Source organism: Sphingopyxis sp. C-1 (genome assembly GCF_001047015.1).
GTDB lineage: Bacteria > Pseudomonadota > Alphaproteobacteria > Sphingomonadales > Sphingomonadaceae > Sphingopyxis.
In genome coordinates this window covers 1,000,571-1,025,972 of the sequence record NZ_BBRO01000001.1, presented here as the reverse complement: position 1 = coordinate 1,025,972, position 25,402 = coordinate 1,000,571, and the positions used below count along the sequence as shown (strand labels likewise).

Annotated in this window: 23 protein-coding genes and 1 tRNA gene; 10 read left to right on the top strand and 14 right to left on the bottom strand. The window is 63.4% G+C overall.

Annotation, left to right across the window (positions count from 1 at the left end; all coding sequences use genetic code 11):
* Positions 1-106: 106 nt before the first annotated feature.
* Together SC1_RS04695 and SC1_RS04690 are read left to right on the top strand one after the other, a co-directional pair.
* A complete protein-coding gene (locus tag SC1_RS04695) occupies positions 107-733 on the top strand; it encodes a TetR/AcrR family transcriptional regulator (RefSeq protein ID WP_238586575.1) in 627 nt (208 codons plus the stop codon).
* 72 nt (positions 734-805) lie between these two features.
* Entirely contained in the window at positions 806-1,630 is an 825-nt protein-coding gene (locus SC1_RS04690) for an SDR family oxidoreductase (RefSeq protein ID WP_062178225.1), read from the top strand.
* A gap of 14 nt (positions 1,631-1,644) precedes the next feature.
* On the opposite strand, the gene SC1_RS04685 is transcribed toward SC1_RS04690, so the two are convergent.
* Positions 1,645-2,523: a sigma-70 family RNA polymerase sigma factor gene (locus tag SC1_RS04685; RefSeq protein WP_062178224.1), complete on the bottom strand. Its 879-nt coding sequence runs from the start codon at positions 2,521-2,523 to the stop codon at positions 1,645-1,647.
* Complete coding sequence (locus SC1_RS04680; RefSeq protein WP_062178222.1) at positions 2,523-2,978, bottom strand: carboxymuconolactone decarboxylase family protein; 456 nt, start codon at positions 2,976-2,978, stop codon at positions 2,523-2,525. The genes SC1_RS04685 and SC1_RS04680 overlap by 1 nt, the downstream gene beginning before the upstream one ends.
* Before the next feature lie 140 nt (positions 2,979-3,118).
* Between SC1_RS04680 and SC1_RS04675 the strand changes: the two genes are divergently transcribed.
* Positions 3,119-3,496: a DoxX family protein gene (locus SC1_RS04675; RefSeq protein WP_062178219.1), complete on the top strand. Its 378-nt coding sequence runs from the start codon at positions 3,119-3,121 to the stop codon at positions 3,494-3,496.
* Positions 3,497-4,227: 731 nt separating this feature from the next.
* Here SC1_RS04675 and SC1_RS04670 read toward each other — a convergent pair.
* From SC1_RS04670 to SC1_RS21790, 11 genes are all read right to left on the bottom strand, one after another.
* Positions 4,228-5,205 carry a DUF6607 family protein gene (locus tag SC1_RS04670; protein WP_062178216.1) on the bottom strand — a complete coding sequence of 326 codons (978 nt, stop codon included), beginning with the start codon at positions 5,203-5,205 and terminating at the stop codon, positions 4,228-4,230.
* A gap of 22 nt (positions 5,206-5,227) precedes the next feature.
* Positions 5,228-7,534 carry a TonB-dependent hemoglobin/transferrin/lactoferrin family receptor gene (locus tag SC1_RS04665; protein WP_238586574.1) on the bottom strand — a complete coding sequence of 769 codons (2,307 nt, stop codon included), beginning with the start codon at positions 7,532-7,534 and terminating at the stop codon, positions 5,228-5,230.
* Between the two features lie 889 nt (positions 7,535-8,423).
* Positions 8,424-9,431 (bottom strand): PhoH family protein, encoded by a 1,008-nt coding sequence (locus tag SC1_RS04660; protein ID WP_062178213.1) that lies wholly within the window; start codon positions 9,429-9,431, stop codon positions 8,424-8,426.
* A gap of 130 nt (positions 9,432-9,561) precedes the next feature.
* A complete protein-coding gene (miaB, locus tag SC1_RS04655; RefSeq protein ID WP_062178210.1) occupies positions 9,562-10,899 on the bottom strand; it encodes a tRNA (N6-isopentenyl adenosine(37)-C2)-methylthiotransferase MiaB in 1,338 nt (445 codons plus the stop codon).
* A 7-nt stretch (positions 10,900-10,906) separates the two neighbouring features.
* Entirely contained in the window at positions 10,907-11,695 is a 789-nt protein-coding gene (locus SC1_RS04650) for a 1-acyl-sn-glycerol-3-phosphate acyltransferase (protein WP_238586572.1), read from the bottom strand.
* Entirely contained in the window at positions 11,664-12,089 is a 426-nt protein-coding gene (locus SC1_RS04645; protein WP_056369183.1) for a Fur family transcriptional regulator, read from the bottom strand. Before SC1_RS04645 ends, SC1_RS04650 begins: the two co-directional genes overlap by 32 nt.
* 134 nt (positions 12,090-12,223) lie before the next feature.
* On the bottom strand, positions 12,224-12,658 hold the full coding sequence (locus SC1_RS04640; RefSeq protein ID WP_062178207.1) for a MucR family transcriptional regulator: 435 nt from the start codon (positions 12,656-12,658) through the stop codon (positions 12,224-12,226).
* 108 nt (positions 12,659-12,766) lie between these two features.
* Positions 12,767-13,249: a GNAT family N-acetyltransferase gene (locus tag SC1_RS04635; RefSeq protein WP_238586571.1), complete on the bottom strand. Its 483-nt coding sequence runs from the start codon at positions 13,247-13,249 to the stop codon at positions 12,767-12,769.
* Positions 13,246-13,863 (bottom strand): tRNA (adenosine(37)-N6)-threonylcarbamoyltransferase complex dimerization subunit type 1 TsaB, encoded by a 618-nt coding sequence (gene tsaB / locus SC1_RS04630; RefSeq protein WP_062178204.1) that lies wholly within the window; start codon positions 13,861-13,863, stop codon positions 13,246-13,248. The genes SC1_RS04635 and tsaB overlap by 4 nt, the downstream gene beginning before the upstream one ends.
* A gap of 17 nt (positions 13,864-13,880) precedes the next feature.
* The gene (locus SC1_RS04625; RefSeq protein WP_062178201.1) at positions 13,881-14,474 is read right to left on the bottom strand and encodes a malonic semialdehyde reductase; all 594 of its coding nucleotides are present in this window, start codon (positions 14,472-14,474) and stop codon (positions 13,881-13,883) included.
* A 25-nt stretch (positions 14,475-14,499) separates the two neighbouring features.
* Positions 14,500-15,072 carry a NifU family protein gene (locus SC1_RS21790; protein WP_062183568.1) on the bottom strand — a complete coding sequence of 191 codons (573 nt, stop codon included), beginning with the start codon at positions 15,070-15,072 and terminating at the stop codon, positions 14,500-14,502.
* Between the two features lie 63 nt (positions 15,073-15,135).
* Here SC1_RS21790 and SC1_RS04615 point away from each other — a divergent pair, with 63 nt between their 5' ends.
* The 3 genes from SC1_RS04615 (at position 15,136) to SC1_RS04605 (ending at position 16,642) form a co-directional block, all read left to right on the top strand.
* Positions 15,136-16,005: a hypothetical protein gene (locus SC1_RS04615; protein ID WP_062178199.1), complete on the top strand. Its 870-nt coding sequence runs from the start codon at positions 15,136-15,138 to the stop codon at positions 16,003-16,005.
* Positions 16,006-16,022: 17 nt separating this feature from the next.
* Positions 16,023-16,098, top strand: a tRNA-Thr gene (locus SC1_RS04610).
* Positions 16,099-16,294: 196 nt separating this feature from the next.
* A complete protein-coding gene (locus SC1_RS04605) occupies positions 16,295-16,642 on the top strand; it encodes a RidA family protein (protein WP_062178197.1) in 348 nt (115 codons plus the stop codon).
* 99 nt (positions 16,643-16,741) lie between these two features.
* Here SC1_RS04605 and SC1_RS04600 read toward each other — a convergent pair whose 3' ends face one another.
* A complete protein-coding gene (locus SC1_RS04600; protein ID WP_062178195.1) occupies positions 16,742-19,522 on the bottom strand; it encodes a TonB-dependent siderophore receptor in 2,781 nt (926 codons plus the stop codon).
* A 199-nt stretch (positions 19,523-19,721) separates the two neighbouring features.
* Here SC1_RS04600 and SC1_RS04595 point away from each other — a divergent pair, with 199 nt between their 5' ends.
* The 4 genes from SC1_RS04595 (at position 19,722) to SC1_RS04580 (ending at position 25,396) form a co-directional block, all read left to right on the top strand.
* Positions 19,722-21,605, top strand: a complete 1,884-nt coding sequence (locus SC1_RS04595) for a CocE/NonD family hydrolase (RefSeq protein WP_202966782.1) — start codon at positions 19,722-19,724, stop codon at positions 21,603-21,605.
* 94 nt (positions 21,606-21,699) lie between these two features.
* Positions 21,700-22,845, top strand: coding sequence for a dipeptidase (locus tag SC1_RS04590; protein ID WP_238586570.1), 1,146 nt, complete (start codon positions 21,700-21,702; stop codon positions 22,843-22,845).
* Positions 22,845-23,885, top strand: a complete 1,041-nt coding sequence (locus SC1_RS04585) for a DUF1611 domain-containing protein (RefSeq protein WP_062178189.1) — start codon at positions 22,845-22,847, stop codon at positions 23,883-23,885. The genes SC1_RS04590 and SC1_RS04585 overlap by 1 nt, the downstream gene beginning before the upstream one ends.
* Before the next feature lie 26 nt (positions 23,886-23,911).
* A complete protein-coding gene (locus tag SC1_RS04580; protein WP_062178186.1) occupies positions 23,912-25,396 on the top strand; it encodes a serine hydrolase in 1,485 nt (494 codons plus the stop codon).
* The last annotated feature ends 6 nt before the right edge of the window (positions 25,397-25,402 follow it).

Sequence of the window (25,402 nt, the reverse complement as noted above, 5' to 3'; positions counted from 1 at the left end):
CAGGCGGTACGGGGATTCTGTCGTGGTTCATGGGTCGACGCTATAGCGGGGATGCGGTGTAGGACAGATAAAAAGCCATGGAGCCAAACATCGTCGAAATGAACTGATGCGGCACTTGCCCATTCAGTTATTGACTGATCGTTCCATAATTCCTATTTGGTCCCTCATGGCACGACCCAAGGCATTCGATACCGATGAGGCGCTGGACGCGGCAGTCGCTGTATTTCGCGATCATGGGTATGAGGGATCGTCGGCATCGATGCTCGTCGGCGCAATGGGGATCGGCCGGCAGAGCCTTTATGATAGCTTCGGCGACAAATGGCAGCTCTATTGCGCCGCGCTAAGGCGCTACACCACGACCGAAGTCCAGGCGCATCTCCAAACGCTGCGAAGGGAAGAGCGCGCCATCGATGGCATCCGTGCCATGATGGATCGCGTCGTTGTGGAGGCGTCGAATCCCTGCCTCGGCGTTGGTTCGATCTGCGAGTTCGGGACGAGCCGCGCCGATCTGGAAGAGATCAAAAACTCCGCCGCGGCTGTTTTGTACGACGCGATCGCGGAACGCGTTCGCGAAGCGAAGGAGCAGGGTGACCTTGCCGCAGATTTGGACCCGGTGGCGGTCGCGGGCTTCTTTGACAGCAGCTTTGCGGGAATACGCATCGCCGCGCGCGGGGGCGCCGACCAGAAGCAACTGCAATTGCTCGGAGAACTCGCCCTGCGGGCGCTTCGCTGACCCCCTTTTTTTGATCATTTCTGGAACAATCATTCCATAACTTACCGATCCCGCACAACAAGGAGAATATCGATGACGTCCCCCACGATCCTGATTACCGGCACCAGCAGCGGCCTTGGCCGAATGACCGCCCTCCATTTCGCGAAGCAAGGTTGGAATGTCGCCGCGACGATGCGCTCGCCCGAGAGGGACGAGACGTTCAGGGACCTGAAAAATGTCGCGGTGATTCCACTCGACGTGACCGACGTCGCCTCGGTCCGGGCTGCCGTGGCAGCCGCGATCGATCGCTTCGGCGCCATCGACGCGGTGGTGAACAATGCCGGCGCGGGCGCCTATGGGCCGCTCGAACTTGCCGAGGAGGCAACGATCGACTGGCAATATGCGGTCAATGTGCGCGGCCCGATCAACGTCATCCGCGCAATCCTGCCGCATTTCCGGGAAAGAAAGGCCGGCGCCATCGTCAATGTCAGTTCTTATATGGGCCTGACAAGTGCGGTGCCGACTGGGTCGCTCTACAACATGTCAAAATTCGCGCTCGAAGGGCTGATCGAGGGCCTCCATTATGAGCTGCGCCCGTTCAATATCCGCCTGCGCCTCGTCGAACCAGGCGGCTTCACGGGCAATAAATTCCGCGACAATATGATCTTCCACCGTTCGGACGAAATCCGCGATTACGACCCGCTGGTCGGACAGCTCGAAGCCATGTTCGCGTCGGTCGATCCCGCGCGCCTCGACGACCCCCAGGTGATTATCGACGCGATCCATACGGCCGCTGTCGATCCGGACAGCCCATTCCGGGCCGTCATCGGCGCCGAAGGCAATGGCCTTATGGCGATGCGGAGCGCGATGCCGATCGAGCAATATCTCGATACGATCGCCGGACAATTCGGCCTGTAGTCGCCCGCGCGACGTCAGTGCATATGCTTCAGCTTGTCGGGGTTGCGCATGACATAGATGGCAGTGATCTTGCCGTCCTCGATTTCCAGCGCCGTCGTCTGCAGTTCGCCGTCGGCTTCGCGCGTGACGAAGCCCGGCAGCCCGTTGATCGTGCCGGCGTGGACGAGCGTCGAGCCGTATTTTCCGAACAGCACCGCCAGGCTGCGATGCAGTTTCAGCACGATGTCATGGCCGAGGACGGGGCCCATCGCGGCGGGGCGCTTGCCGCCACCGTCGGCCCACATGCCGACATCGGCGGCAAGCAGCGCGCCGAGCGCGCCCATGTCGCCGCTGCGCGATGCCGCGAAAAAGGCGTTGGCGATCTGAAGCCCCTGCTCTTTTTCAAGCTTGTAGCGCGGGCGCGCGTCGCGGACGTGGGTTCGCGCGCGCGCCGCAAGCTGGCGCGTCGCGGCGGGGTCGCGGTCGATCGTCTTGGCGACCTCTTCGAACTCGACGCCGAAGACGTCGTGGAGCAGGAAGGCGGCACGTTCGAGCGGCGACAGCCGTTCGAGCGCGATCATCAGCGGCAGCGTGACGTCGTCCTCTTCCTCCTCCTCGACCAGCGGATCGGGGAGCCAGGGGCCGACATAGGTCTCGCGCTGACTGCGTGCCGACTTTATCTGGTCGAGGCAGAGACGCGTCACGGTCCGCCGCAGGAAGGCCGCGGGCTCGCGCACGGCGCTGCGGTCGGTGCCGAGCCAGCGAATGAAGGCATCCTGCACCACATCCTCGGCATCCGCGACCGAGCCGAGCATGCGGTAGGCCACGCGCGTGAGGAGCGGGCGCAGCGGGTCGAAACTCCCCGCTGCGTCCGCTGCCGCATCGATTTCGCCGCGGATGCCCTCAGGGGTCATCAGGCAGCCTTCAACGCGCCGTTTTCGTACCAAAGGTCGAAACCGACCGCGATACGATTCCAGCCATTGATGACGTTGATCATCACGGTCAGATTCACCTGTTCCTCCGGCGTGAAATGCGCTTCGAGCGCATCCTTCGCAGCCTTCTGTGTGTGCCCTGCGGACAGCTTGGTCAAGGCGTCGGTCCAGGCGAGTGCCGCGCGTTCGCGGTCGGTATAGACCGGGGCTTCGTGCCAGGCCGAGAGCAGATAGATGCGCTGTTCGGTCTCGCCCTTCGCGCGGGCTTCGACAGTGTGCATGTTGATGCAGTTGGCGCAGCCGTTGAGGATCGACGAGCGGATCTTCACCAGTTCGATCAGGCTCGGCTCGAGGCTCTTTTCGGCGCCGAGGCTGACAGCCATCCATTGCTTCATCAGGTGCGGGGCGGCGGCGTAGGGGTCGGTTACCTTGGTCATGTCATATCTCCTTCATGGGGGTTGTGCAGACTTGACGAGACAGGATCGGCGGATGTGACATGGATCGCGAAAAAAATTCGCGCGGGCCGAAAAATCGGTTAGCTTGCCCACCTCGATAATCAGAACGAGGGGGTCCAATCATGAAATTTCTCGATGGTTTCGGCGAACAGGCCTATGCATTGCTGCGCATCGTTGCGGGTGTACTGTTCCTCGCGCACGGGGTGCAGAAATTCCTCAACTTCCCTGTCGCCTTTCCGATGCCGCTCAACCCGATGCTATATGCTGCGGGGACGATCGAACTGGTCGCGGGCGCGCTGATCATCATCGGCCTGTTCACCCGTCCCGCCGCCTTCATCGCGAGCGGCATGTCGGCGGTCGGTTACTGGGTCGCGCACGGCAGCCAGGGGCCCTTCCCGATCGTCAACGGCGGCGAGACGATCATCCTCTACTGCTTCATCTTCCTGTTTATCGCGACGCGCGGTGCGGGAATCTGGAGTGTCGAAGGCGCTAAGAAATAGGCATTCCAACTCTATCTTGTGGCAGGGATAAGGGAGATGAACGTCGGGCGAACGCCGGCCTCCGGAGAAGTGGCCGCTCGCGGCCTTAAGGCGACAAAAGATACGGACGTACGCGTCCAGAATATCTCCTTTGTCGCCTTAAGGCGATGACGGGCGCGGAGTGTCGAAGGAGTGTTCTGCAGGGTGATCGATGCGGTCATCCACAAGGGTAGATCATCGCCGGATATATTGGGAAAGCGGTTTTTTCTGTGCGAGGTTCTGGCTGATTTTGGTCGGGAGCTGCCGTTGTAGGTGTGTACCCTAGCGAAGGCCGGGGTCCAAAATTCCAACACTAACCTTGCGCTTTTCCGAACTGGGCCCCGGCTTTCGCCGGGGTACACGGATGGGCAGGAGTCGACCGGGAGCTGCCCTCTCCATCTTCGTCACCCAGGACTTGATCCGGGGTCCCGCTTGATCTCGAAGGCCGGTAGATGCGCAAAAAAGCGGGATCCCGGGTCAGGCCCGGGATGACGGAAGTGGGGTAACGAACGGAAGCGGACGATAGTGATGTGCACCCCGGCGAAAGCCGGGGCCCAGAATTCCAACGCTGCCTTTCCGCACTAGGCCCCGGCTTGCGCCGGGGTGCACAAAGGGCAGCTCACCACCCCGTTGCCGCCATTCGCCCGCACCACAAAATAGGGGGCGGCCCTTGCGAGCCGCCCCCAGTTTCGGGCTTCACATGGTGAAGGTCTTCAAAGCTTGCGCGTGTTGGTCTCGATCAGCTTTTTCGCCTCGGCGATGGCTTTCGCGGTGGTCAGCTTCTTTTCCTGAATATCGTCGGCCATTTCGAGCAGGCGGCCGCTGATCACGGTGCCCGTCTGTGCTTCCTCATCGATCGCGATACCGCCCTTGGCTGCGGCGACACGGTCCCATTCGGCGCGCACGGCGGCCCAATAGTCCTTGGTTGCGGCCCAATAATCGTCGGCCGCCTTCACGTCATATTGGTCATATTTGATATAGGTGTTGAGGACATATTCCTGGACGATCGGCACCAGCTTGCCGTCCTTCGTCCCCATTTTCGTATTGTCCTGCCAGTGGACCCAGCCGTCGGGCGAGGGCTGGTGGCGGTTGATCGAGAGGTAGCGGTCGTAGACCGGATTACGCACGGCATCGCGGCGCGCCAGTGGGCGCCAGGTCCAGTTCGAGCGCCAGCGGCGGACGCCGCCCTGCGTTTCGAACTGACCCCAGCCGCCATATCTTGGGGAATCATCGACCTGATACACCGTCTGCGACCAGCGACCGGTGCGCATCTTTTCGGGCACATCTTCCCACGTCCAGGCGTTGCGGTCGGAATAGACCAGCACCTTCGCAGGTTCATATTCCCAATCCTGGCGCCAATGCTTGATGATCATGCTCTTGTCGTCGTCGCCGGTGATGACGAGCATATGCTGCAGGCTGATCTTGCGGCCGGTGTCCTCGATGACGCGCACGACCTCATTGCCGCCCGAACGCTTGGGTTCGAGGACCTCGTACGTCGGATCCCAGCGCGTCGATTCCTGCATGTTAAAGCTGACGCGGTAATTGCCCGCCATCGCGAGGATGTCGGCACGGTCCTGTTCGAAGTTGGCGGCGGCAGCCTCGGCGGCGATCGGCGGATGGGCCGAAGCGGCGATGGGCAGCGCTGCGGTCAGCAACAGCAACCCGGCGGCGATCTTACGATAGGTTTTCATCGGTGCAGTCCTTTTCGTTTTTTTAAAAGCGGAAGCTGAGCGACACGCTCGCGTTGCGGCCGGGCTGGGTATAGGCGTCGGCGATCACGGCGATCGGCAGGTTCCGGCCGCCAATGAGCGTCGTGTTGGCAAGGCCGCGCGCGTCGCTCCACCAGCTATATTTCTTGTCGAGGATGTTGAAGACGCCGCCGCGCAGCGTCAGCCCCTCGGTCAGGCGGACAAAGGCGGTCGCGTCGAGGATGGTGAAACCGTCGGGGCGGTAACCGCCGGCGGTGCGCGACGCTTCCTTGCGTGCGCTGTGCGTCATGATCAACTGGCCGCCGAAACGGCCCTGCGGCTGACGATAGCCGACCCCCGCGACGAGCTTGAGCGGATCGATCGATTCGAGCGGCGAGCGAATGCCGTCGGGGTCGATGATGTCACCCTTCGCATAGGATAGGGCGAGCGTCGTATACAGGCCGGACGACGCTCGCCCCTCGAACCGCGCCTCGGCCCCTTTGACCCGGACGCGATCGAGATTCACGAATTGGAAGATAGCGGGGTCGGCGGGCGTAAAGCTGCCGTCGACCTGCTCCTGGCTGATGAAATCCTTGTAGCGCGCCGAAAAGCCCGTGACGTCGAGGCTGATCGCGTCGCTCGAAAAGCGGATGCCGCCCTCAAAGCTTTCGCTGCGCTCGGGCCCCAGATCGGGGTTCGGGATCGACGTATAGCCCGACGCGAGGTTCGAGAAGAACTGGTTCACCTGCCCCGGCTCGGGTGCCTTGAAGCCCGTCGCATAGTTGGCGAACAGGCGGAATTCGTCGGTGACCTTCCACACCGCGCCGAACTTTGGCGACAGGCGCGAGCCGTCCTGTTTGGCGCCGGCGAAGGTCGGCAGCAGCGGATCGTCGTCGGGCGACAGGTCGTACCAGTCGAAACGCAGCGCCGGATAGAGGATCAGACGTCCGTCGGCGATGGTGATTTCGTCGCCGACAAACAGGCCCGCGCGCGTGAAATCGGTGCTCGGGAAGGCGCGTGTCGGATAAACCTCGCCGAACGGCGGCACGGTGCCGTCGCGCAGACCGCGCTGACGCGTCTTGCTGATGTCGCCGCCGAAGACGAGACGGTGAGCGATCGCGCCGGTCGCGAAATCGGCGCGGGCATCAGCCGCGGCGCCGATCACGCGGTTCTCGAACGTGTTGAGGCGCGTGCGGTCGGCCGCGGGGGTGCGATCTTCCTCGGTATATTGATTGTCTTCGCCGTCCTGCCAATAGAGCGCGACGCGGGCGAAATCGATCGCGCCCTCGCCTTCCCAGCTCCAGTCGAGCGAGACGCGCTTGCGCTCTCCGCTGTCCCACGCTTCCAGCCGGTCGACGCTGGCGGTGACGACGCCCGCCGCATTCCGCGTCGCGGTGACGCCGGTGAGGCCGTTGGTGTAGAGGTCGGTGTCGAGATATTCACCGGTCAGGCGGATCTTGTGGCCGTTGGCGGGGTCATAGACGATGCGCGCGAGCGCCGCGTTGGAGCGGCCATCCTGGGGGTTCGGCCGCGTGCGGAGCGGACCGGTGTTCGCGTCCTTGCCCGAAGTGCCCGCGACGCCGTCGACATAGATGCCGCCCGCAACATCGCCCTTGTTGTCGAGTTCCTTGTGATCGCGCCGCGTATAGGCGGCCATGATCGACCAGTCGCCGCTGCGTCCCGCAAGGATTGCGGTTTCGCTGAATTCCTTGTCGGCGCTGCTATAGGCGGCGCGGAGGAGGCCGCCGACATTCTTGCCGGGTTCGAGGAAATCGACGGGGTCCGAGGTGATGAAGCTGACCGCGCCCGCTAGGCCGTCACTTCCATAAAGCGCGGACGACGGACCGCGCAGGATTTCGACCGACTTGACGAGACCAAGGTCGACATAGTCGCCGCGACCCGACGCCTGCGCGCCGAAGCTGAAGCCGTCGGGAACGCGGACGCCGTCGACCTGGACGAGCACGCGATTGCCCCCGATGCCGCGGATGTTGAAGCTGTCGTTGCCCGCGCGGCCGGTGGTGCCGAGCGCGGCGCCGAAGCGCGCGGGCTGGCGCTGGACGCTGACGCCGGGTTCGAAGCGGACGAGGTCGCGGATATCGGTGACGAGTTCGTCGGCGATCTGTTCGTCGCTCTTCACCGTAATAGTGACGGGAATATCCTCGGCCTTCACGGCGGTGCGCGTGGCGGTGACGACGATACGGTTCTTGAGCGACACCCAATATTCGCCGTCATTGTCCTGCGCAAAGGCCGGCGTAGCGGTCGCGGCGAGCGCGAGGCCCAGCGCGCTGCTCGCGGCAAGGCGGGTTACGGACGGCAGATATCGGATGTTCAATTTAATTCCCCCGGTTAGATTGCGACTGACTCGCAATAGCGGCGCTCTAGGCGCGCAAATTCAGAGGGTCAAGATGCTATTGCGAATCGTTTTCGACATGATGGCGCATGGCCCCGCGCGACCGCCGGCCGCAAAGCGTGGAGAATGCGGAAACAAGCTCGGAATCATGAAGGCGGGTAGCGACCGGGGGCGGACAGATTCTCCCCTCGTCACCCCGGGCTTGACCCGGGGTCCCGCTTGAGGTCGAAGCCGGAGAGTGCCTCAAAAAGCGGGATCCCGGGTCGAGCCCGGGATGACGAGAGCGAAGAAACGACCGGAAACTAACGACGGTAATGTGTGCCCCGGCGAAAGCCGGGGTCCAGGGCGGCAATCCGCACAGCTCGGCTCTCCAGAGCCCTGGGCCCCGGCCTTCGCCGGGGTGCGCAAATGGGAAACGACCGGTTGCCGACCAATCCTTTTTCGTCACCCCGGACTTGATCCGGGGTCCCGCTTGAAATCGAAGCCAGTGGGTGCCGTCAAAAAGCGGGATCCCGGGTCAAGCCCGGGATGACGGAAGTGGGGGGACGGGATGTCAGCTCACCACCCCAAAACAGACATCGCCTTCAAATAGGCCTTTCCTACATTATTCGGCCGTGCCAGCCTTCATCCGGCTCTTTCATTCGGTGAACAAAAAGGTGGTCGCGACCCGGCTTGCGGATGCGACCATGGTCGGACGTGCCGCGCACGTCGAGCGCTCCGCGACTTGCAAATCGGGGCGCTCATAGGGCTGAACTTTCCTGAACTTTGGAATATTGCGCCGCCCTCGCGCCGACCCGATCCGGATTCAGCCGGGCGATAGCCAAAGAGGGTAACGACAGCTCCCCACCCCAAACAGCCGCTGTTCCGCGCGCTAAGCTCCCGGCCCCTCATAGGCATCGACGATGCGCCCGACGATCGGATGGCGGACAACGTCGGCGCTGGTGAAGTAGCTGACGTTGATGCCCTCCAGCCCTTCGAGCCGGCCGACCGCATCGGCAAGGCCCGAGGTTGCGGGGATCGGCAAGTCGACCTGTTTCGGGTCGCCGCAGATCACCATGCGGCTGTTCATCCCGAAACGCGTCAGGAACATCTTCATTTGTGGGATCGTCGTATTCTGCGCTTCGTCGAGGATAATGAACGCGTCGGCGAGCGTGCGCCCGCGCATGAAGGCAAGCGGCGCGATCTCGATCTCGCCCGACGCAATCCGGCGCTCGACCTGCTCGGCGGGCAGGCAGTCGTGGAGCGCGTCGTAGAGCGGGCGCAGATAAGGATCGACCTTTTCCTTCATGTCACCGGGCAGGAAGCCCAGCTTTTCGCCCGCCTCGACCGCGGGGCGCGAAAGAATCAGCCGCTGGACGCTGCCGGTGATGAGCTGCGCCACCGCCTGCGCAACCGCGAGATAGGTCTTGCCCGTGCCCGCCGGACCAAGCGCGAAAATCACGTCGTCGCGCGCAAGCGCCTGCATATAGGGCACCTGCGACGGCGCGCGGGGGACGATCGTCTTTTTGCGCGTCCGGATCATGATCGGCGGCGCCTCATCCTTGTCGTGGCGGATGATGCCCGCGAGCGTCGGCTGCGCCGACATCGCGATCACGCCGTCGACCAGGCCGGTGTCAACCTCCTGCCCCTGTTCGATGCGGTTGTAGAGTTCGGTGAGCACGTCGCGCGCGCGCGCGGCGGCTTCGGCTTCGCCCTCGATCTGCACGCGATTGCCGCGCGCCGAGATATAGACGCCAAGGCGGTTTTCGATCGCGACGAGGTTGCGGTCGAACTCGCCGAAAAGAATGCCCAAAAGCTGCGTTCGCTCAAATTCCGCGGTCAGTCGGACGCGGTCGCCGGGTTCGGCGGGGGTGGAGGCGGTCAGCGGGCGTTTGGACATATGGGCAAGGCTCCTTCGATCGACGACACGACTGTACTCCCGCCAAGACGGGAGTCCATGACTTGCGGACTGCGAATGCGACGGAAGGAGACGGAGTGTGTCTTCGAAGAGACAGCTTCCGCCAGGCGCACTAGGCGACCTCTTCCGTCAAGGCTTCGGCGCCGACACTGTTCGCGCCGGCCGAAGTGATCCGTACATCGATCATATCGCCGATCTTCAGCCCCGGCGCGATGACATGCACCGACTGGAGCCAGGGCGACTTGCCGATGAGCTGGCCGTCGAGCTTGCCCTTGCGTTCCAGGAGCAGGCGCGTCGTGCGGCCGACGGTCGCTTCGTTGAACGCCTGCTGCTGTTCGTTGAGCAGCGCCTGCAATCGCTGGAGGCGGTCGTTCATCACCGCCTCTTCGATCTGGCCCTCCATCGTCGCGGCGGGGGTGCCGGGGCGGCGCGAATATTTGAAGCTATATGCCATCGCATAATTGGTGGCGCGGACGATATCGAGCGTCGCCTCGAAATCCTGGTCGCTTTCACCGGGGAAACCGACGATGAAGTCGCCCGAAATCGCGATATCCGGGCGAACGGCGCGGACGCGTTCGATGATCTTCAAGTAGCTTTCGACCGAATGGCTGCGGTTCATCGCGGCAAGGATGCGGTCGCTGCCCGCCTGCACCGGCAGGTGGAGGAAGGGCATCAGCTTGTCGATCTCGCCATGCGCGGCGATCAACCCATCGGTCATGTCATTGGGGTGGCTGGTCGTATAGCGGATACGATCCAAACCATCCTCGCGCGCCAGTTCGCGGATCAACCCGTCGAGGCCGATTGCCCTGCCCTTGTCGTCTTCGCCATCCCATGCGTTGACGTTCTGCCCAAGCAAGGTGATCTCACGCACCCCGCCCGCGACGAGCGCACGCGCCTCCGCGATCAGATCCGCATAAGGCCGGCTGATCTCGGCACCGCGCGTGTAGGGCACGACACAATAGGTGCAGAATTTGTCGCAGCCTTCCTGCACGGTCAGGAAAGCGGTCGGGCGCTGGCCGCCGGCGCGCTTCGGCAGCGCGCCGAACTTGCTTTCGAGCGGCATGTCGAGATCGATCGCCTTTTCGCCCTTTTCGGCGCGGGCGATCAAGTCGGGCAAGCGGTGATAGGCCTGCGGGCCGACGACGACATCGACGCTGGGCGCGCGGCGGGCGATCTCGGCACCCTCGGCCTGCGCGACGCAACCGGCGACCGCGATCGTCGGGGTGCTGCCGTCGGCGCGCTTCAGCCGGCCGATGTCCGAATAGACTTTCTCGGCCGCCTTTTCGCGGATGTGGCAGGTGTTGAGCACGACAAGGTCGGCGTCGGCGCCATCGGCGGCGGCAACATAGCCCTCGGCGCCCAGCATCTCGGCCATGCGCTCGCCGTCATAGACGTTCATCTGGCAACCGAAGGATTTGACGTGAAATGTTTTAGGAGAGTCGGATTTCATCGGCGCGCTATAGGCGATGCGGCGCGCTGGCGGAAGACCGTGCGATTTCCGCCGCGATCGTCGCGCGCGCCGCCTCGGCGAGCAGTTTTCGGTCGCCTTCGACGATATCGGGAAGCGGATCGAGATAGTGGATCGTCAGGTGGATCGGGCGCTTGCGCGCGAGCAGCCGTTTGAAATTGCCGAGCCCGGATTCAGGATCGAGCCAGGCGATGTCGCTCGCCTCGGGCCCGTAATCGAGAAACACCGGCTGAACGCGCAGGTTCGGCGGCGTCGGGATCATCGCCTGGAACAATGACGCGCGGAACGGCAGCAGTCCGTCGCCGGGGCCCGTCGTACCTTCGGGAAAGAGCGTCACGGGACGGCCGCGCGCGAGCGCGTTGCGCAGGTCGTTCGCCTGATTGTGAATCTCGCGCCGCGCCTCGCGCTGGACATAGACGGTGTGGTTCTGGTCGGCGAGCCAGCCAACGAGCGGCGTCGTGCCGACCTCTGCCTTCGACACGAACGCCGAGCGTGCGGCACCGCCCAGAGCGAGAATGTCGAGCCAACTCACATGGTTCGACACGAACAGTACATTGCGCCGGAGCCGCGTACCCGTCGTGCGGATGCGCAACCCCGCGATCCAGCCGACGGCGTTTAGGAAGGCCATGACCATCGGCGACGGACGCCCGACGGCGCGATAGAGAAGGTGCGGGACGATCAGAAAAAGGAGCGTCAGCACCATCAAGGCGAGACGGGCGACCGTCCGCCAGGTAATCGTACTGCGATCAGTCGCGCTTGCGATCGATGGCGACACCATAAAGCTCCATGCGGTGGTCGACGAGGCGGAAGCCCAGCCGTTCGGCGATCACCTTCTGCAACGCCTCGAGCTCGGGATCGACGAATTCGATCACCTTGCCGGTTTCGACGTCGATCAGATGATCGTGATGCGCCTCGGGCGCGGCTTCGTAACGCGAGCGGCCGTCGCCAAAGTCGTGACGATCGAGGATGCCCGCCTCTTCGAACAGGCGGACGGTACGATAGACGGTGGCGATCGAGATGCCGCTATCGACCTTTGATGCACGCTCATAGAGCGTCTCGACGTCGGGGTGATCCTCCGAATCCGAGATTACGCGCGCAATGATGCGACGCTGCTCGGTGATACGCAGCCCCTTTTCGTGGCACAGGGCTTCGAGATCGATGTTACCGGACATGCTTGCCTTTCCTGCAGATGCAGCCGTGTCTGTCTTTGTTACAAACTGTATAGGCACGCCCCGCGGATAGGACAAGGGCGGCACCCCTACGACGCCGCCCTTCCCTGCTCCGCCGGAGCTAATATCGCAGTGCCTCAGACCTTCGGCTTACGCTTGCGGCCACCGCCACGACCTTTGGTGCCGAGGCCGATTTCTTTCGCCAGCGCACGGCGCTTTTCGGCGTAATTCGGGGCAACCATCGGATAGTCGGCGGGAAGCCCCCATTTGGCGCGATAGTCTTCGGGGGTCATGCCATAATGCGTCATCAGGTGTCGGCGCAGCATCTTCAACTTTTTGCCGTCTTCGAGACAGACAATATAGTCGGGCTTCACCGAGGTGCGGATCGACACCGCCGGCACCAGCTTTTCCTCGACGACTGCTTCGGTCCCGAGACCGGACAGCGCGGCGTGCACATTATTTATCAAAAGGGAGAGGTCTGAAATGGCGACGCTGTTATTGCTGACATGTGCCGCGACGATGTCGGCAGTCAGCGTAACGAGCATCTCGTTGGTATCGGCTTGGTCGGACATGAGACTATTCCTCGTATATATTACCCAAGAGCAAGGTCGGCGAATATTGGATCTGTTCTTTCGCCGGCCCGATTACTGCCACTTTGGATGGAATTCCGCAATGACCGATCAGTCGGGCTTTGCCTCTCGTGCCGATCTCCGCATGGTTATTGCGTCGCGAACGACGCCGTCGGTACCACGATAATAGGCCGGACGCCGCCCGCACTCGCTAAAGCCGGCGGATTCATAAAGATGAACCGCGTCATTATCTGCCCGCATTTCAAGGAAATAATCTTCGGCACCCAGTTCAGCGGCCCAAGCGCGCCAGTCGTCGATCAGTAATGCGCCGATACCGCGGCCTCGAAACTGCGGATCGACCGCAAGCAACAATAATTCGCTTTCGGGACCGGCGATACGCGCCGCAGAGAAACCGCAGGCCCGCTCGCCATCCCATGCGAGGCATACGCGCGCCGACGGCAAAGCGAATAACGTCAAAAGCTGCGCCCCGCTCCACGCTTCGCCATAGGCGGGCTCGAACGCGGCATCCATTACGCGCATTACCGCGGCAAGGTCGCCGACACGGGCGGTGGCAAGGCGAACGTCTGCGGTCATGCCGGCGCCATCGGCTTGGCGTCGGGGGCGCGGCCATAGATCGGGCTGGGCTGGTCGTTCAGCGCGGCGGCGGGCAAGCGGAGGAACGCGCGCGCGTCGGGCAAGGTCGCAAGTGCGCACCCCGAACCACGACGCTCAACAAAAGGTTCGGCACGGTTTCCGACGACGAGTTCGCCCTCGATCAACACCGCCTCGTCCGGCACAAGCGAGCGAATCTCAGCACGCGGCAACAGGTCCGCGGCGAACGGCTGGACGAACCATTGACCATGCCCGCCTTCGACCACGACCAGCCCGCCGCCCGCCGCCGCGATGGCATCGGCTGCCCCTGCCGCGACGAGCGCGAGCGTCGAAAAGCCGCGTACCGGCACTTGCCAGCCAAGCGCCAGCGCGCGAGCCGCCGCCACGCCGATACGTACCCCGGCAAAACTGCCCGGGCCGCATCCCGCAGCGATGATGTCGGCACGTCCGCCGCCGGCAAGTTCGGCAATCAGCGGAACCAGCCGCTCGGCATGACCGCGGCCGATGATCTCATGACGATAGTCGACGACGGCCTCCGCCTCCAGCAGCGCCACCGAACAGGCCTCGCTCGCCGAATCGATGACCAGATACCGCATGGAGGTGAGGCGCTCGCTCAGGCGATGCGGTTGAAGCGCGCGAAGTCCGGCCGCGGGCTGCGTTCGAAGATCGTCGCCGGATCGCCATAGCCGAGGGTCGAGATGAAATTGCTCTTCACATGCGGCTGGTCGGCGAAGAAGGCTTCGTCGACCGCGGCGTTGTTGAAGCCCGACATCGGCCCGGTATCGAGACCAAGTGCGCGCGCTGCGAGAATGAAATAGGCGCCCTGCAGGCTCGAATTGCGGAAGGCGGTCGTCTGCGCCAGCGCATCATTGCCGACGAACCAGCTCCGCGCATCGGTGTGCGGAAAGAGTTCGGGCAGATTTTCGTAGAACTCGTTGTCGCTCGCGATGATCGCGGTGACCGGTGCGGCAAGAATCTTTTCGGCATTGGCCGGGAGCGCGAACGCCGCAACCTTTTGCTTCGCTTCGTCGCTCACGCACCAGACGATCCGCGCCGGCAGGCTGTTCGCGCTGGTCGGGCCGAATTTCACCAGATCCCAGATCGCGTGCAGTTGCGTCTCCGAAACAGGCTTGTCGAGATAGCCGTTATAGGTGCGCGCGGTACGAAAAAGCTGGTCGAGAGCGCTGTCGGAAAGCGGCTCGCTCATGGGCTAACTCCTCAGGAAATATTGGTCAGACGGCGTGGACTGCCGTTACCTCAGGCACATAATGTTTCAAGAGGGACTCGATGCCATTCTTGAGCGTTGCGGTCGATGACGGACATCCCGCGCAGGCGCCCTGCATCTTGAGGTACACATTGCCCTTGTCGAAACCGCGATAGACGATGTCGCCACCGTCGTTGGCGACCGCAGGACGGACGCGCGTTTCGATAAGTTCCTTGATCTGGTCGATGATGTCGGCGTCGGCGGGATCATCGGCGAACCCCTCATCCTCGGCCGGCACCGAAAAGCCCGCGCTCGCGGCGTTGAACAGCGGCACTTCGGCAAGGAAATGGTCCATGACGATGCCCAGGACGTCTGGCTTTACGTCGGCCCATTCGGCGCCGGGCGCAATCGTCACCGACACGAATTCACGGCCGAAAAAGACGCCGGTCACATCGCCGAGCGAGAAAAGCGCGCTCGCGAGCGGCGACGCCTCGGCCTCTTCGGGGCTGGCAAAGTCGCGAGTCCCCGTTTCCATCACCGCCCGGCCGGGCAGGAATTTGAGCGTCGCGGGATTGGGCGTCGATTCGGTTTCGATCAGCATGGCGTGCATGTGGGGCGGAGCGAGGCTTTGTGCAAGATGATAGGGATGCGCTAAGGCGCCCCGATGCGCCGTTTCACTCATTTCGCCGCCATCGACTGGTCGGGTGCACGCGGAGAACGGCAGCGCGGGATCGCGCTCGCTGTCGCGAGCGACACGGCGGCGCCCGCCCTGGTGCAGCCCGAGCATGTCTGGTCGCGCGCCGAAATCCTGAACTGGCTGGAGGATGTCGCGGCGGCGGGCACGAATATGTTGATCGGATTCGACTTTTCGGCAGCCTTCGCCTTCGCCGACCATGGCGCCTATTTCCCCGGCTGGACGGAGACTCCTGCTGACATGGGCGCGCTCTGGGCGCTCGTCGAGCAGTTCGCCGGCGACGATCCATATTATGAGGCTGGCGGGTTTCTCACGCATCCGGAGGCGCGCCGGCACTTTCGGCAAACGGGTGCGGCCGGCGACCTGTTCGAGCCCGGCGCGGGGCGACTGCGTGTCGTCGAACAGCATCAGCGCACGACGAAGCAGGCGGCAAGCGTAAGCAATTTCAACCTCGTCGGCGCGGCGCAGGTCGGCAAGGCCAGCCTGTCGGGGATGCGGCTGCTCCACCGGCTGACAGGCCGCATACCCTTGTGGCCCCGCGATCCCGTGCCTCGAACAGGCCCGATGCTGGTCGAAATCTATACCAGCCTTGCCGCGCGTGCGGCGGGTCTTCCTCCGGGACGCAGCAAGATCCGTGACGGCGCCGCGCTCGACAAGGCGCTCGCGGCGCTGGGTTCGCCCCCTTGCGGCTTGACCGGCCCCGTCAGCGACCATGCGAGCGACGCGCTGCTCACCGCCGCATGGCTGCGCGCAATAGCCGGCGACACGGCGCCTTGGGCGCCATCGCCGCTGACCGACGCCCTCGCACAAACCGAAGGCTGGACCTTTGGCGTCATTTGAAGCAAAGGGCGAAAAGTGCCGGCTTAGCTCAGTTGGTAGAGCACCTGATTTGTAATCAGGGGGCCACGGGTTCGAATCCTGTAGCCGGCACCATCACATAATTCGGGAGGTTTCAGGTGCGCTTTCGGGCGCTGCCGGTCCTAGACGCGGTGGCGCCGTGCGCATGATCAAATTGCCGAACTCTTCGCGACCTGTCATCCGCCCTTCGGCAAATTGGCGCGGGGTCGTCTCGCGGCGACGCCTGCGACCATGATTTCATTTGCCGGTCCCACAAACGAAGGAGATTCATATGACCATCGAACGCCTGCATGCAGGTCCACGCATGAGCCAGGCCGTGATCCATGGCGGCATCGTTTATCTTGCCGGCCAGGTTGGCGCACCGGGCGAGGACGCGACCACGCAAACACGCGCCATTCTCGCATCGATCGACGCGCTGCTCGCCGAAGCCGGCACGGACCGGTCGCACCTGCTCACGGCAATGGTCTGGTTGGCCGACATGGCCGATTTCGCCGCGATGAACGCGGTCTGGGAAGACTGGATTGGCGGCGCCAATGCGCCGACGCGGGCGACCGGCGAAGTTCGTCTGGCGACGCCCGATTACCGGGTAGAAATCATCGTCACGGCCGCTCGACCTTGAAGTAGAAACGAAGGCTTCTGCCTGCTCCCTTATCGAGGCAGTCGAAGCAAGGCCGGGACTGCGTGACCTTGCTTCGAACTGCCCCGAAAACGGATTCGATCAGAAATTGACCCTCGCGCCGACGGTCATATAGGTGCCGACCACGTCATACAGCGTGCTGTTGACGGTAATCAGCGGCGGCTTGCGGTTGAAGACGTTGTTGACGTTGGCGAACAGGGTGAAGCGGTCCTCAATCTTGAACCGCGCGCCCAGGTCGACATAGGTCCGCGACGCGATCTTGTTGTTGATGAGCGTCGTGCGCGTCCGGTCGTAATTGCCGCCATCGATGTAACGGGCGCGGATGTCGAACCCGAAACTGCTATCTTCATAGGTCGCACTGAGCGTTCCGCGCCACTTCGGCGTTGCACGCAGCACCGCATCGCCGACGTCGCCGGCTGTCTCGACGCGCGTGATGCCGGTATCGAACACCAGCTTGTCGACATAGGTCGCAAGCGCGCGGATGCGCAGGCTGCCCGGCAGGCCCGAACTGACGTTCGACAGGTTGACGACATAGGATGCCTCCATATCCAGCCCACTCGTCTCGAAGCTTGCGATATTCTGCTGGGTGGCCGCAACCTGCGTCACCGTCCCCGTCGCATCGCGCGTGACGCTATCGCAGGCAGAGGTGACCCCGCGCGAACACAGAAGCGTCAGGTTTGACCCGTTGAGCGCTGTGATCGCACCGTCGATCTTGATCTTGTAGTAATCGACCGAGGCGCTGAAGCCGCGCAGAAACGACGGCGAATAGGTTGCACCAATCGATGTCGTATAGCTCACTTCGGGTACGAGATTGGGGTTACCGCCGGTATAGGTCGTGACGGCGGACGGCGTCGGATTATAGGCAGGGTTCGCTGCGGCCCGCCCAGCCCTGTCCTGATCGTTGAGCAGCCCGATGTTGATCGACCGGAGCGCGAACAATTCGCCGATACCCGGCGAACGAATGTCGCGCGACCGCGTTGCGCGAAGGAGCAGGTCGTTGAACAGCCGCGCGGTACCGCCAGCTTTCCACGTCCAGATGCCGCCGCTGGTGCTGTAATCGGAATAACGCGCCGCCCCGCTCAAATCGAGTTCCACCGCATTTTCAAGCTTGAGCAGCGGAAACAGCACTTCGCCGAAGGCTTCCTTGACGTTGAACCCGCCCGACGTGGGCGTCGAAAAGACGAGGATGCCGAAATTACTGGCATTCGCGACCGTGAAGTCTTCGCGCGATGAAACCTGTTCTTCCCAGCGCGCCTCGGCGCCGAGCGCGAGGGTCACCGGGCCAGCCCATAGCGAGAATAGATCCCCCTGAACTTCGGCGCCCACCGAATCGAGCTTGTTGGTGCTGAACGCCCGCTGCGCGCCTGTGACATAGGCGCGCGCTTCGGGGGACGCATTCAAGGCGCCGAAGGGATTCAGCGGCCGGCAGGCGGCATCGTCGTTCGCCGTGGTGGCGTCGGCATTGATCGCGCAGACGATTTGCCCGCCGCTCAATACCGCGTTGATCGCATTGTTGAACTGCCGGACAAGGCGCGAATTGCCCATCGTCTGATCGCTGTCGACCTCGCCATGGCTGTACCAGGCCTTGTAGCGGAAGCCGTTGCCGAAGGTGCCGTCGACGCCGATCGCGCCTTCCTTGCTGACCCGCTCACCGCGGAATTGCAGTTGCAGGATGTCGTTGAAATAGCGGCCGAAGGTGAAGCTCGTCTCCCCGGCGGCGGCAAGCCGATCGCGGATCGCGGTCGACAGATAGGGATTGTTCGCCTGGATCGTGAGATATGGCAGGCCGAGCGCTCCGCCGACCGTATAATCGCCGAAGAAGGGCGCGTTCGACACCGCGCGCGCATAGCTGCCATCCACCCAGAAAGTCGCATCGCCCACTTCGTAGCTCAGCCGGGCATAGGTGCTCAGCCGCTCGAACGGGGACGAAACCGGAATCGTGTCATAGAGGTTGATGCCGTCCGCGCCACCGACCATCCGGAGCGGAAACGCGCCCGCACCGACACTCGTGCCACGCGCGAAAGGCCGCAGCGTCCCGTCGGCGTTGAAGGTCTGTCCCGCGAGCACGCCGCTGGTGATGAGGCCGCCCAACGTGACGTTGCCGAAATTCACGTCGCGAACCAGTTCCGACCCCGTGCCCGACGGGATGAAATCGGGGCTGTTGAGCTGCTGCCGCGTGCTCCGCTGGATCACGCCCTCGTCTTTGACATATTCGCCGCCGATGATGAAATGACCGCGCCCGTCGGCGAAGCTCGTGCCGAATTTCGCATCGAAGCCATAGCGGAAGCCATCGCCGCGCGACGAAGTGCCGACATTGCCGCCGATCGAGAGGCCTTCATAATCCTTGTCGAGCAAGATGTTTACGACGCCAGCGACTGCGCCGGAGCCCCAGGCCGCCGACGCGCCGCCGGTCACGACCTCGACGCGCTCGACCAGATTCGTCGGGATGAAATTGAGATTGCCCTCACCCACGAAACGGCGACCGTCGAGCAGCACGAGCGTGCGGTTCGAGCCGAGGCCGCGCATGTCGACGGGTGCGGTACCGGTCGACGTGTTGCCGTTCGACACGCTTGGCGTCGTGGTCGGTCGGATTTGCGGAAGGTCGTTCAATACCTGCTGGATGTTCGGGCGCGCGCCGAGGCGCAGATCTTCTTCGCCGATCACCGTCGTCGGCGTCGGCTGATCATAGCCGGCGCGTGCGATGCGCGATCCGGTGACGAGAATCTCTTCGTCGGCCGTGGCCTCCGTGTCGGCGACGGTCTGCGCCGCGGCCGGCACGGCGAGCAACAATCCGGCCGCCAACGCCGCAATACTGCTGCCGCGCGCGATCCGGTAACCGAGTTTGTCGTTAAGGTTGTGCATCTCATCCGCCCCTTTGTGCTGAGCCGCTCGATGGCGGCTTATCTGGTTTCCCCTGCAATGAAGCTGCCATAATGTCCTATTCAGGACAATATATTTCTTTTGCGAGAAATTAAGCCCATAACTGACAAGGCGTTTAGGTTGAGGTCTGTAAACCGCCGGTGTCGAATCGGGCCCGAAAACTGGGATGACGGAGTTGCTGATGTTGCGCTTTTGCTCGCCGCTCGCTTTGGTTCTTGCCGCCGTGGCGGCGCAGCCCGTAGCCGCGCAGGACCTTTCGAAATACACTCCGCAAGCCTTGGAGAGCGAACTCGCGGCGCTCGCGGATTCGCGCATCGCGGTGATGGTGCCGATGCGCGACGGGGTACGCCTGTCGACAAACATCTATACGCCGAAGAACGCCAAGGGCCCGCTGCCGGTGATCCTGTGGAAGACGCCCTATAACGAACATAAGCTGCGCGGATCGACGCAGCGCTATGCGATCGAGGCGGCGCGACGCGGCTACATCTTCATCGTCCAGAACGAACGCGGCCGCTATTTTTCCGAAGGCAAATATGAGATTCTCGGCAAGCCGCAAACCGACGGATATGACACGCTGAGCTGGATCGCGTCGCAGGGCTGGTCGAACGGCAAGGTCGGCACGCTCGGATGCTCGTCCTCTGCCGAATGGCAGCTCGCCCTCGCTGCGCAGAACCATCCCGCGCACGCGGCGATGGTGCCGATGGCGGCGGGCGCCGGGATCGGCAAGGTCGGCCGTTTCCAGGAACAGGGCAATTGGTACACCGGCGGCGTACCGCGCAGTCTGTTCTTCGTCTGGCTCTATGGCGTCGACAATCCCGTCCGCGCCCAGCTTCCCGCCGACATCGACGAGGCCACCCGCGCGCGCGCAACGCTCAACAACGACCTCGCCGCGACCAAGCCCAGCGTCGACTGGAACAAACACATCAAGCACCTGCCGGTGGATAGCTTGCTGTCGAGCCTGGGCGAGCCGCCGCAGACCTTCGACACCCTTATCGCGCGCACGCCCGCCGACCCGGCTTGGCGCGAGGGCGGGCTTTATCACGACGACATGGGCTGGGGCGTGCCCGCGCTATGGTTCAATAGCTGGTACGACGTCTCGATCGGGCCGAATCTTGAGTTGTTCAACCACGCCCGCGCGAGCAAGACCGACGCCGAGGCGGCGGCAAACCAATATGCGGTGATCGCGCCCGTCACCCATTGCGGCTATTCGCGCCTCGGCAAGGATACAGTGGTCGGCGAGCGATCGATGGGCGACACGAGCTTCGATGTCGACGGTGCGGTCTTCGGCTGGTTCGATCGCTGGCTGAAGGGCGACAAAAAAGCCTTCCCCGACTCGACGCCGCACGTCCGCTATTTCGCGATGGGTGCCAACCAATGGCGCAGCAACGAGAGTTGGCCGCCCAAGGGTACCAAGCCGCTGCGCCTGTATCTCGACAGCGGCGGCGACGCGAACAGCCTCAACGGTGGGGGCCGCCTGGTCGCCGCCGCGCCCGCCACGGATACGCCCGACCGCTTCCGCTACGATCCGATGAACCCCGTGCCGACGGTCGGCGGCGGCGACTGCTGCAACGGCGGCATCGTGATCCCCGGCGCATTCGACCAGCGCGGCGTCGAGATCCGCGACGATGTGCTCGTCTATTCGACCGAGCCGCTGACCGAGGCGATCGAGGTGAGCGGTTTCGTCGACGCGCTGCTGAACGTCTCGTCGAGCGCGGCCGATACCGATTTCGCGGTGAAGCTGGTCGACGTCGCGCCCGACGGCACCGCGTGGATCATCGGCGATACGATTTTTCGCGCCCGCTATCGCGATGGCTTCGACAAGCCGGCGATGATGCGTCCGGGAGAGGTGTATCCAATCAGGCCGTCGCCGATCGCGACGAGCATCCGTTTCGGCGTCGGCCACCGCATCCGCATCGAGGTGACTTCGTCCAACTTCCCCAAATTCGTACGCAACCTCAACACCGGCGGCCCGAACGAGCGCGAGAGCAAGGGCGTCGTCGCAACGAACAGCATCCACCATGCGCCCGGCCGACTGTCCTATGTCGAATTGCCCGTGGTGCGATGAACTTCGGGAAGGTTCTTCGGCTCGAAGGAAATGATTGACGATACCCAATTGGGACAATATCGTCCTGATTAGAAAATTTGCGAAATGGGGGATGATGATGTTATTTTCTCGACGACAGGCGATTTGCGCCGCCGGCGCAGCGCTCGCCGCCCCCCTTGCCGCGCCTTATATCGCCCGTGCGAATCTCCAGATCAGCCCCTTCACGAACCGCGCCTATTCGAAGCGCGCGATCGAACTGGTCCAGCGCGCGGTCGTCGTGGACATGCTGGCCCCGATCAAGATCGATTTCGATCCCAGCTATTATACCAAGGCGCTGAGCGAAAAGGAAACCGCGGACTTTCGCGCCAGCGGCATCAACGCCATCCATCACGCGGTGGGCATCGGCGGCCCGACGGCAAAGGAACAGGCGCTCAGCTTCTTCGCGATCTGGGGCAACTTCGTCGCGCGCAACAGCCATGTCTTTACCGGGGTCGACAAGTTCGCCGACATCCTGCGTGCCAAGAAGGACGGCAAGGTCGCGGTGATCATGGGGCTGCAGAATGCGGACCATTTCAACCGCCCCGCCGACGTCAAGACCTTCTATGAGATCGGGCAGCGCTGCGCCCAGCTCACCTATAACTCGCAAAACCGCATCGGATCCGGGTCGACCGACCGCGTCGACGGCGGCGTCAGCGATTTCGGCGTCGAGATCATCAAGGCGATGAACGAAGTCGGCATGCTGGTCGACGTGTCGCATTGCGGCGACCGCACAACCCTGGACGCAATCGAGATTTCACCGAAGCCGATCGCGATCACGCACAGCAATTGCCGCGCGCTGATCGACCATCCGCGCGTCAAGACTGATGAGGCAATCAAGGCCTGCGCCGCGAAAGGCGGCGTGATGGGCATCACCGGGGTGCGCAATTTCGTGAGCAAGACCGATCCGACGACGATCGTGAACTATGTCGACCATATCGACCATGTGGTGAAGCTTGTCGGCATCGACCATGTCGGCGTCGGCACCGATTCCGACCTCTATGGCTATGACGATACGTCGCCCGAGATGAACAAGATGCTGCGCGGCGCCTATAAGGACAGCTACGCCTTTCGCGAGAAGATCGACATCGACGGGTTCGACCACCCGCGCAAGATGTTCGATCTGACCGAAGAATTGCTGCGCCGCAAATATTCGGACGCGAACATCCTTGCGGTACTCGGCGGCAATTTCCAGCGGTTGCTGACCGCGACCTGGGGCGGTTGATGAACGCGCTGACCGACCGCCTTGCCGGTGCACTTGTGCTGCCGCAGCCCTATGTGCTGTTCCTGGGCGACACGACGATCGCCGGTTACGCCAAAACCGCCTTTGGGCTGAAGGATTGGGCGCCCGACAAATGTGTCGGCGAACTGCGGCTGCCCGGCGCCACGGTCACCACCGGGCTGGAAGCGCTCACCGCCGCCGAAGCGCGGGCACGCGGTGCGCGCGCGCTGGTGATCGGGGTCGCCAACCCGGGCGGGGTGATCCCGGCAAATTGGCGTGCATCGTTGATCGAGGCGCTGGAGGCGGGCCTCGACCTGATCGCGGGCATGCACATGCGTCTCGCCGACATTCCCGAACTCGCCGAAGCGGCGCACCGGCTCGGCCGCCAACTGATCGACGTGCGCGTGCCACCCTCGCAGCTTCCGGTCGGAACCGGGCGGAAACGCAGCGGCAAGCGGCTGCTGACCGTCGGAACCGACTGCGCGCTCGGCAAGAAATATACCGCGCTGGCGCTATTTCGTGCGTTCGAGCAGCGCGGCATCGACAGTGATTTTCGCGCAAGCGGTCAGACAGGCATCATGATCGCGGGCGGCGGCATCCCGATGGACGCGGTCGTCTCCGATTTCGAGGCCGGTGCGGCCGAGCTGTTGTCGCCCGATGCGCCCGCAAACCATTGGGACGTGATCGAAGGTCAGGGCGCGCTGACCCACCCATCCTATGCCGCGGTGTCGCTTGGCCTGCTCCATGGCAGCCAGCCCGATGTCTTCGTCGTCTGCCACGAGCCCGGCCGTACCGAGATGCTCGGCACCGCAGGCTATACGCTGACCAGCGTCGAGGAAGTGGTCGAACTCACGATGCTGCTGGGCCGACGGACCAATCCCGCGATCCGTTGCGGCGGCTTTGCCTTCAACACCTCGGCGCTCGACGAAGAGACGGCGACCGAGCTGATGGCGCGTGAGAGCGCGCGGCTGGGCCTGCCCGTGGCCGATCCGATCCGCGGCGGGCCTGCATTCGACGCCCTCGTCGATAGCTGCCTTGCATGAACCCCTTTGATCTTCGGAGACCTTGCATGACCCGATTCCCGGCCCTGCGCCGTACCGCATATGCCGCCGCGCTGCTCGGCTCGATCGCCCTGCCCTCCGTCGCCACGGCGCAATCCGCTGCGGAAACCAGCTATAGCATCCCGCAGGACCGGATCGGCGGGCTTGCCGATTTCGTCGACGGCGTGATGGCGCAGCAGATCGCGACGCGCGAAGTCGCGGGCGCCATTGTCACCGTCGTCTATCGCGACAAGGTGCTATTCTCGCGCGGTTACGGCTTTGCCGATATCGACAAAAGCGTCGCTGTCGACGGGCAGCAGACGCTGTTCCGACCGGGATCGGTGTCGAAGATGTTCACGTGGAGCGCGCTGCTGCAACAAGTCGAAGCGGGCCGCGTCGACCTTGACGCCGATGTGAACAAATATCTCGATTTCAAAATCCCCGAGTTCGAGGGCAAGCCGATCCGCGTGCGCGACCTTTTGTCGCACACGCCGGGGATGAGCGATGTCGGCGGGCTGACCGCACCGACGCCCGACAAGATCACGCCCTATGTCGAATGGATGAAGACGCATATTCCCGTTCGCCATTGGGCCCCCGGGACCGAGACATCCTATTCCAACTATGGCTCGGTGCTCGCCGGCTATATCGTCGAGCGCGTGTCGGGCGAAGCTTTCCCCGATTATGTCGAAAAGCATATCTTCGCGCCGCTCGGCATGAATGCCACGACCTTTCGCGAACCGCTGCCCGCCGCGCTCGCACCCCGGATGGCGTCGGGCTATCAGGTCAAGGACGGGCGGCTGGTGGCCGAACCGTTCGAACTGTTCAGCCCGGTGATGCCCGCTGGGTCGGGCACGAGCAGCGGCCCCGACATGGCCCGTTTCATGATGGCGATGATGAACGGCGGCGCGCTGGGCAAGGCGCGCATCCTGAAGCCCGAGTCGGTCAAATTGCTGATGACCGATTCGGTCGCCAACGCCCCCGGCCTGCCCGGCATGGCGCACGGCTTTTTTGTCGTTCGTGAAAAGGGCCCGCGCATGGTTGGGCATGGCGGCAACACCGGCGATTTCCATTCGAACATGATTTTGGCGCCCGAGGCCGGGCTCGGCTTCTTCGTCTCCGAGACCGGCGGCCAGGGCAGCTATGGCGGGCGGACCGAACTGACCGAAGCGCTGATCGGCCGGCTGTTCCCGGTCGCTCCCGCCCCGCGCATCGCCGCACCGGCGGGTGAGGTGCTGCCGCTCGGCGCCTATCGCGGCAATCGCCGCGACTATGCGCGCACCCCCAACCCCGAACGCGACCTGAAAATCGCAGCGGCCGGACCGAATGCCGTCACCGTCACCAGCGAGGGCAAAACCACCTATTGGGAACGCGTCGGCCCGATGCGGTTCGAACAGGCCACGGGTGCCCGCGCCGGCGGCCCTTACGAGCAATTGCTGTTCCACGGCGCCGAGGGGCGCTGGCGCCTGTCCTTCACGTCGCAACCGCATGTTCTCTATCATTTTGTCCAACCCTGAGGAGAA

Bases quoted from the DNA above. Each gene is read 5' to 3' on its own strand.
- SC1_RS04695 (WP_238586575.1), top strand. From the start codon at position 107: ATGCGGCACTTGCCCATTCAGTTATTGACTGATCGTTCCATAATTCCT.
- SC1_RS04690 (WP_062178225.1), top strand. From the start codon at position 806: ATGACGTCCCCCACGATCCTGATTACCGGCACCAGCAGCGGCCTTGGC.
- SC1_RS04685 (WP_062178224.1), bottom strand. From the start codon at position 2,523: ATGACCCCTGAGGGCATCCGCGGCGAAATCGATGCGGCAGCGGACGCA.
- SC1_RS04680 (WP_062178222.1), bottom strand. From the start codon at position 2,978: ATGACCAAGGTAACCGACCCCTACGCCGCCGCCCCGCACCTGATGAAG.
- SC1_RS04675 (WP_062178219.1), top strand. From the start codon at position 3,119: ATGAAATTTCTCGATGGTTTCGGCGAACAGGCCTATGCATTGCTGCGC.
- SC1_RS04670 (WP_062178216.1), bottom strand. From the start codon at position 5,205: ATGAAAACCTATCGTAAGATCGCCGCCGGGTTGCTGTTGCTGACCGCA.
- SC1_RS04660 (WP_062178213.1), bottom strand. From the start codon at position 9,431: ATGTCCAAACGCCCGCTGACCGCCTCCACCCCCGCCGAACCCGGCGAC.
- miaB (WP_062178210.1), bottom strand. From the start codon at position 10,899: ATGAAATCCGACTCTCCTAAAACATTTCACGTCAAATCCTTCGGTTGC.
- SC1_RS04650 (WP_238586572.1), bottom strand. From the start codon at position 11,695: ATGGTGTCGCCATCGATCGCAAGCGCGACTGATCGCAGTACGATTACC.
- SC1_RS04645 (WP_056369183.1), bottom strand. From the start codon at position 12,089: ATGTCCGGTAACATCGATCTCGAAGCCCTGTGCCACGAAAAGGGGCTG.
- SC1_RS04640 (WP_062178207.1), bottom strand. From the start codon at position 12,658: ATGTCCGACCAAGCCGATACCAACGAGATGCTCGTTACGCTGACTGCC.
- SC1_RS04635 (WP_238586571.1), bottom strand. From the start codon at position 13,249: ATGACCGCAGACGTTCGCCTTGCCACCGCCCGTGTCGGCGACCTTGCC.
- tsaB (WP_062178204.1), bottom strand. From the start codon at position 13,863: ATGCGGTATCTGGTCATCGATTCGGCGAGCGAGGCCTGTTCGGTGGCG.
- SC1_RS04625 (WP_062178201.1), bottom strand. From the start codon at position 14,474: ATGAGCGAGCCGCTTTCCGACAGCGCTCTCGACCAGCTTTTTCGTACC.
- SC1_RS21790 (WP_062183568.1), bottom strand. From the start codon at position 15,072: ATGCTGATCGAAACCGAATCGACGCCCAATCCCGCGACGCTCAAATTC.
- SC1_RS04615 (WP_062178199.1), top strand. From the start codon at position 15,136: ATGCGCCGTTTCACTCATTTCGCCGCCATCGACTGGTCGGGTGCACGC.
- SC1_RS04605 (WP_062178197.1), top strand. From the start codon at position 16,295: ATGACCATCGAACGCCTGCATGCAGGTCCACGCATGAGCCAGGCCGTG.
- SC1_RS04600 (WP_062178195.1), bottom strand. From the start codon at position 19,522: ATGCACAACCTTAACGACAAACTCGGTTACCGGATCGCGCGCGGCAGC.
- SC1_RS04595 (WP_202966782.1), top strand. From the start codon at position 19,722: ATGTTGCGCTTTTGCTCGCCGCTCGCTTTGGTTCTTGCCGCCGTGGCG.
- SC1_RS04590 (WP_238586570.1), top strand. From the start codon at position 21,700: ATGATGTTATTTTCTCGACGACAGGCGATTTGCGCCGCCGGCGCAGCG.
- SC1_RS04585 (WP_062178189.1), top strand. From the start codon at position 22,845: ATGAACGCGCTGACCGACCGCCTTGCCGGTGCACTTGTGCTGCCGCAG.
- SC1_RS04580 (WP_062178186.1), top strand. From the start codon at position 23,912: ATGACCCGATTCCCGGCCCTGCGCCGTACCGCATATGCCGCCGCGCTG.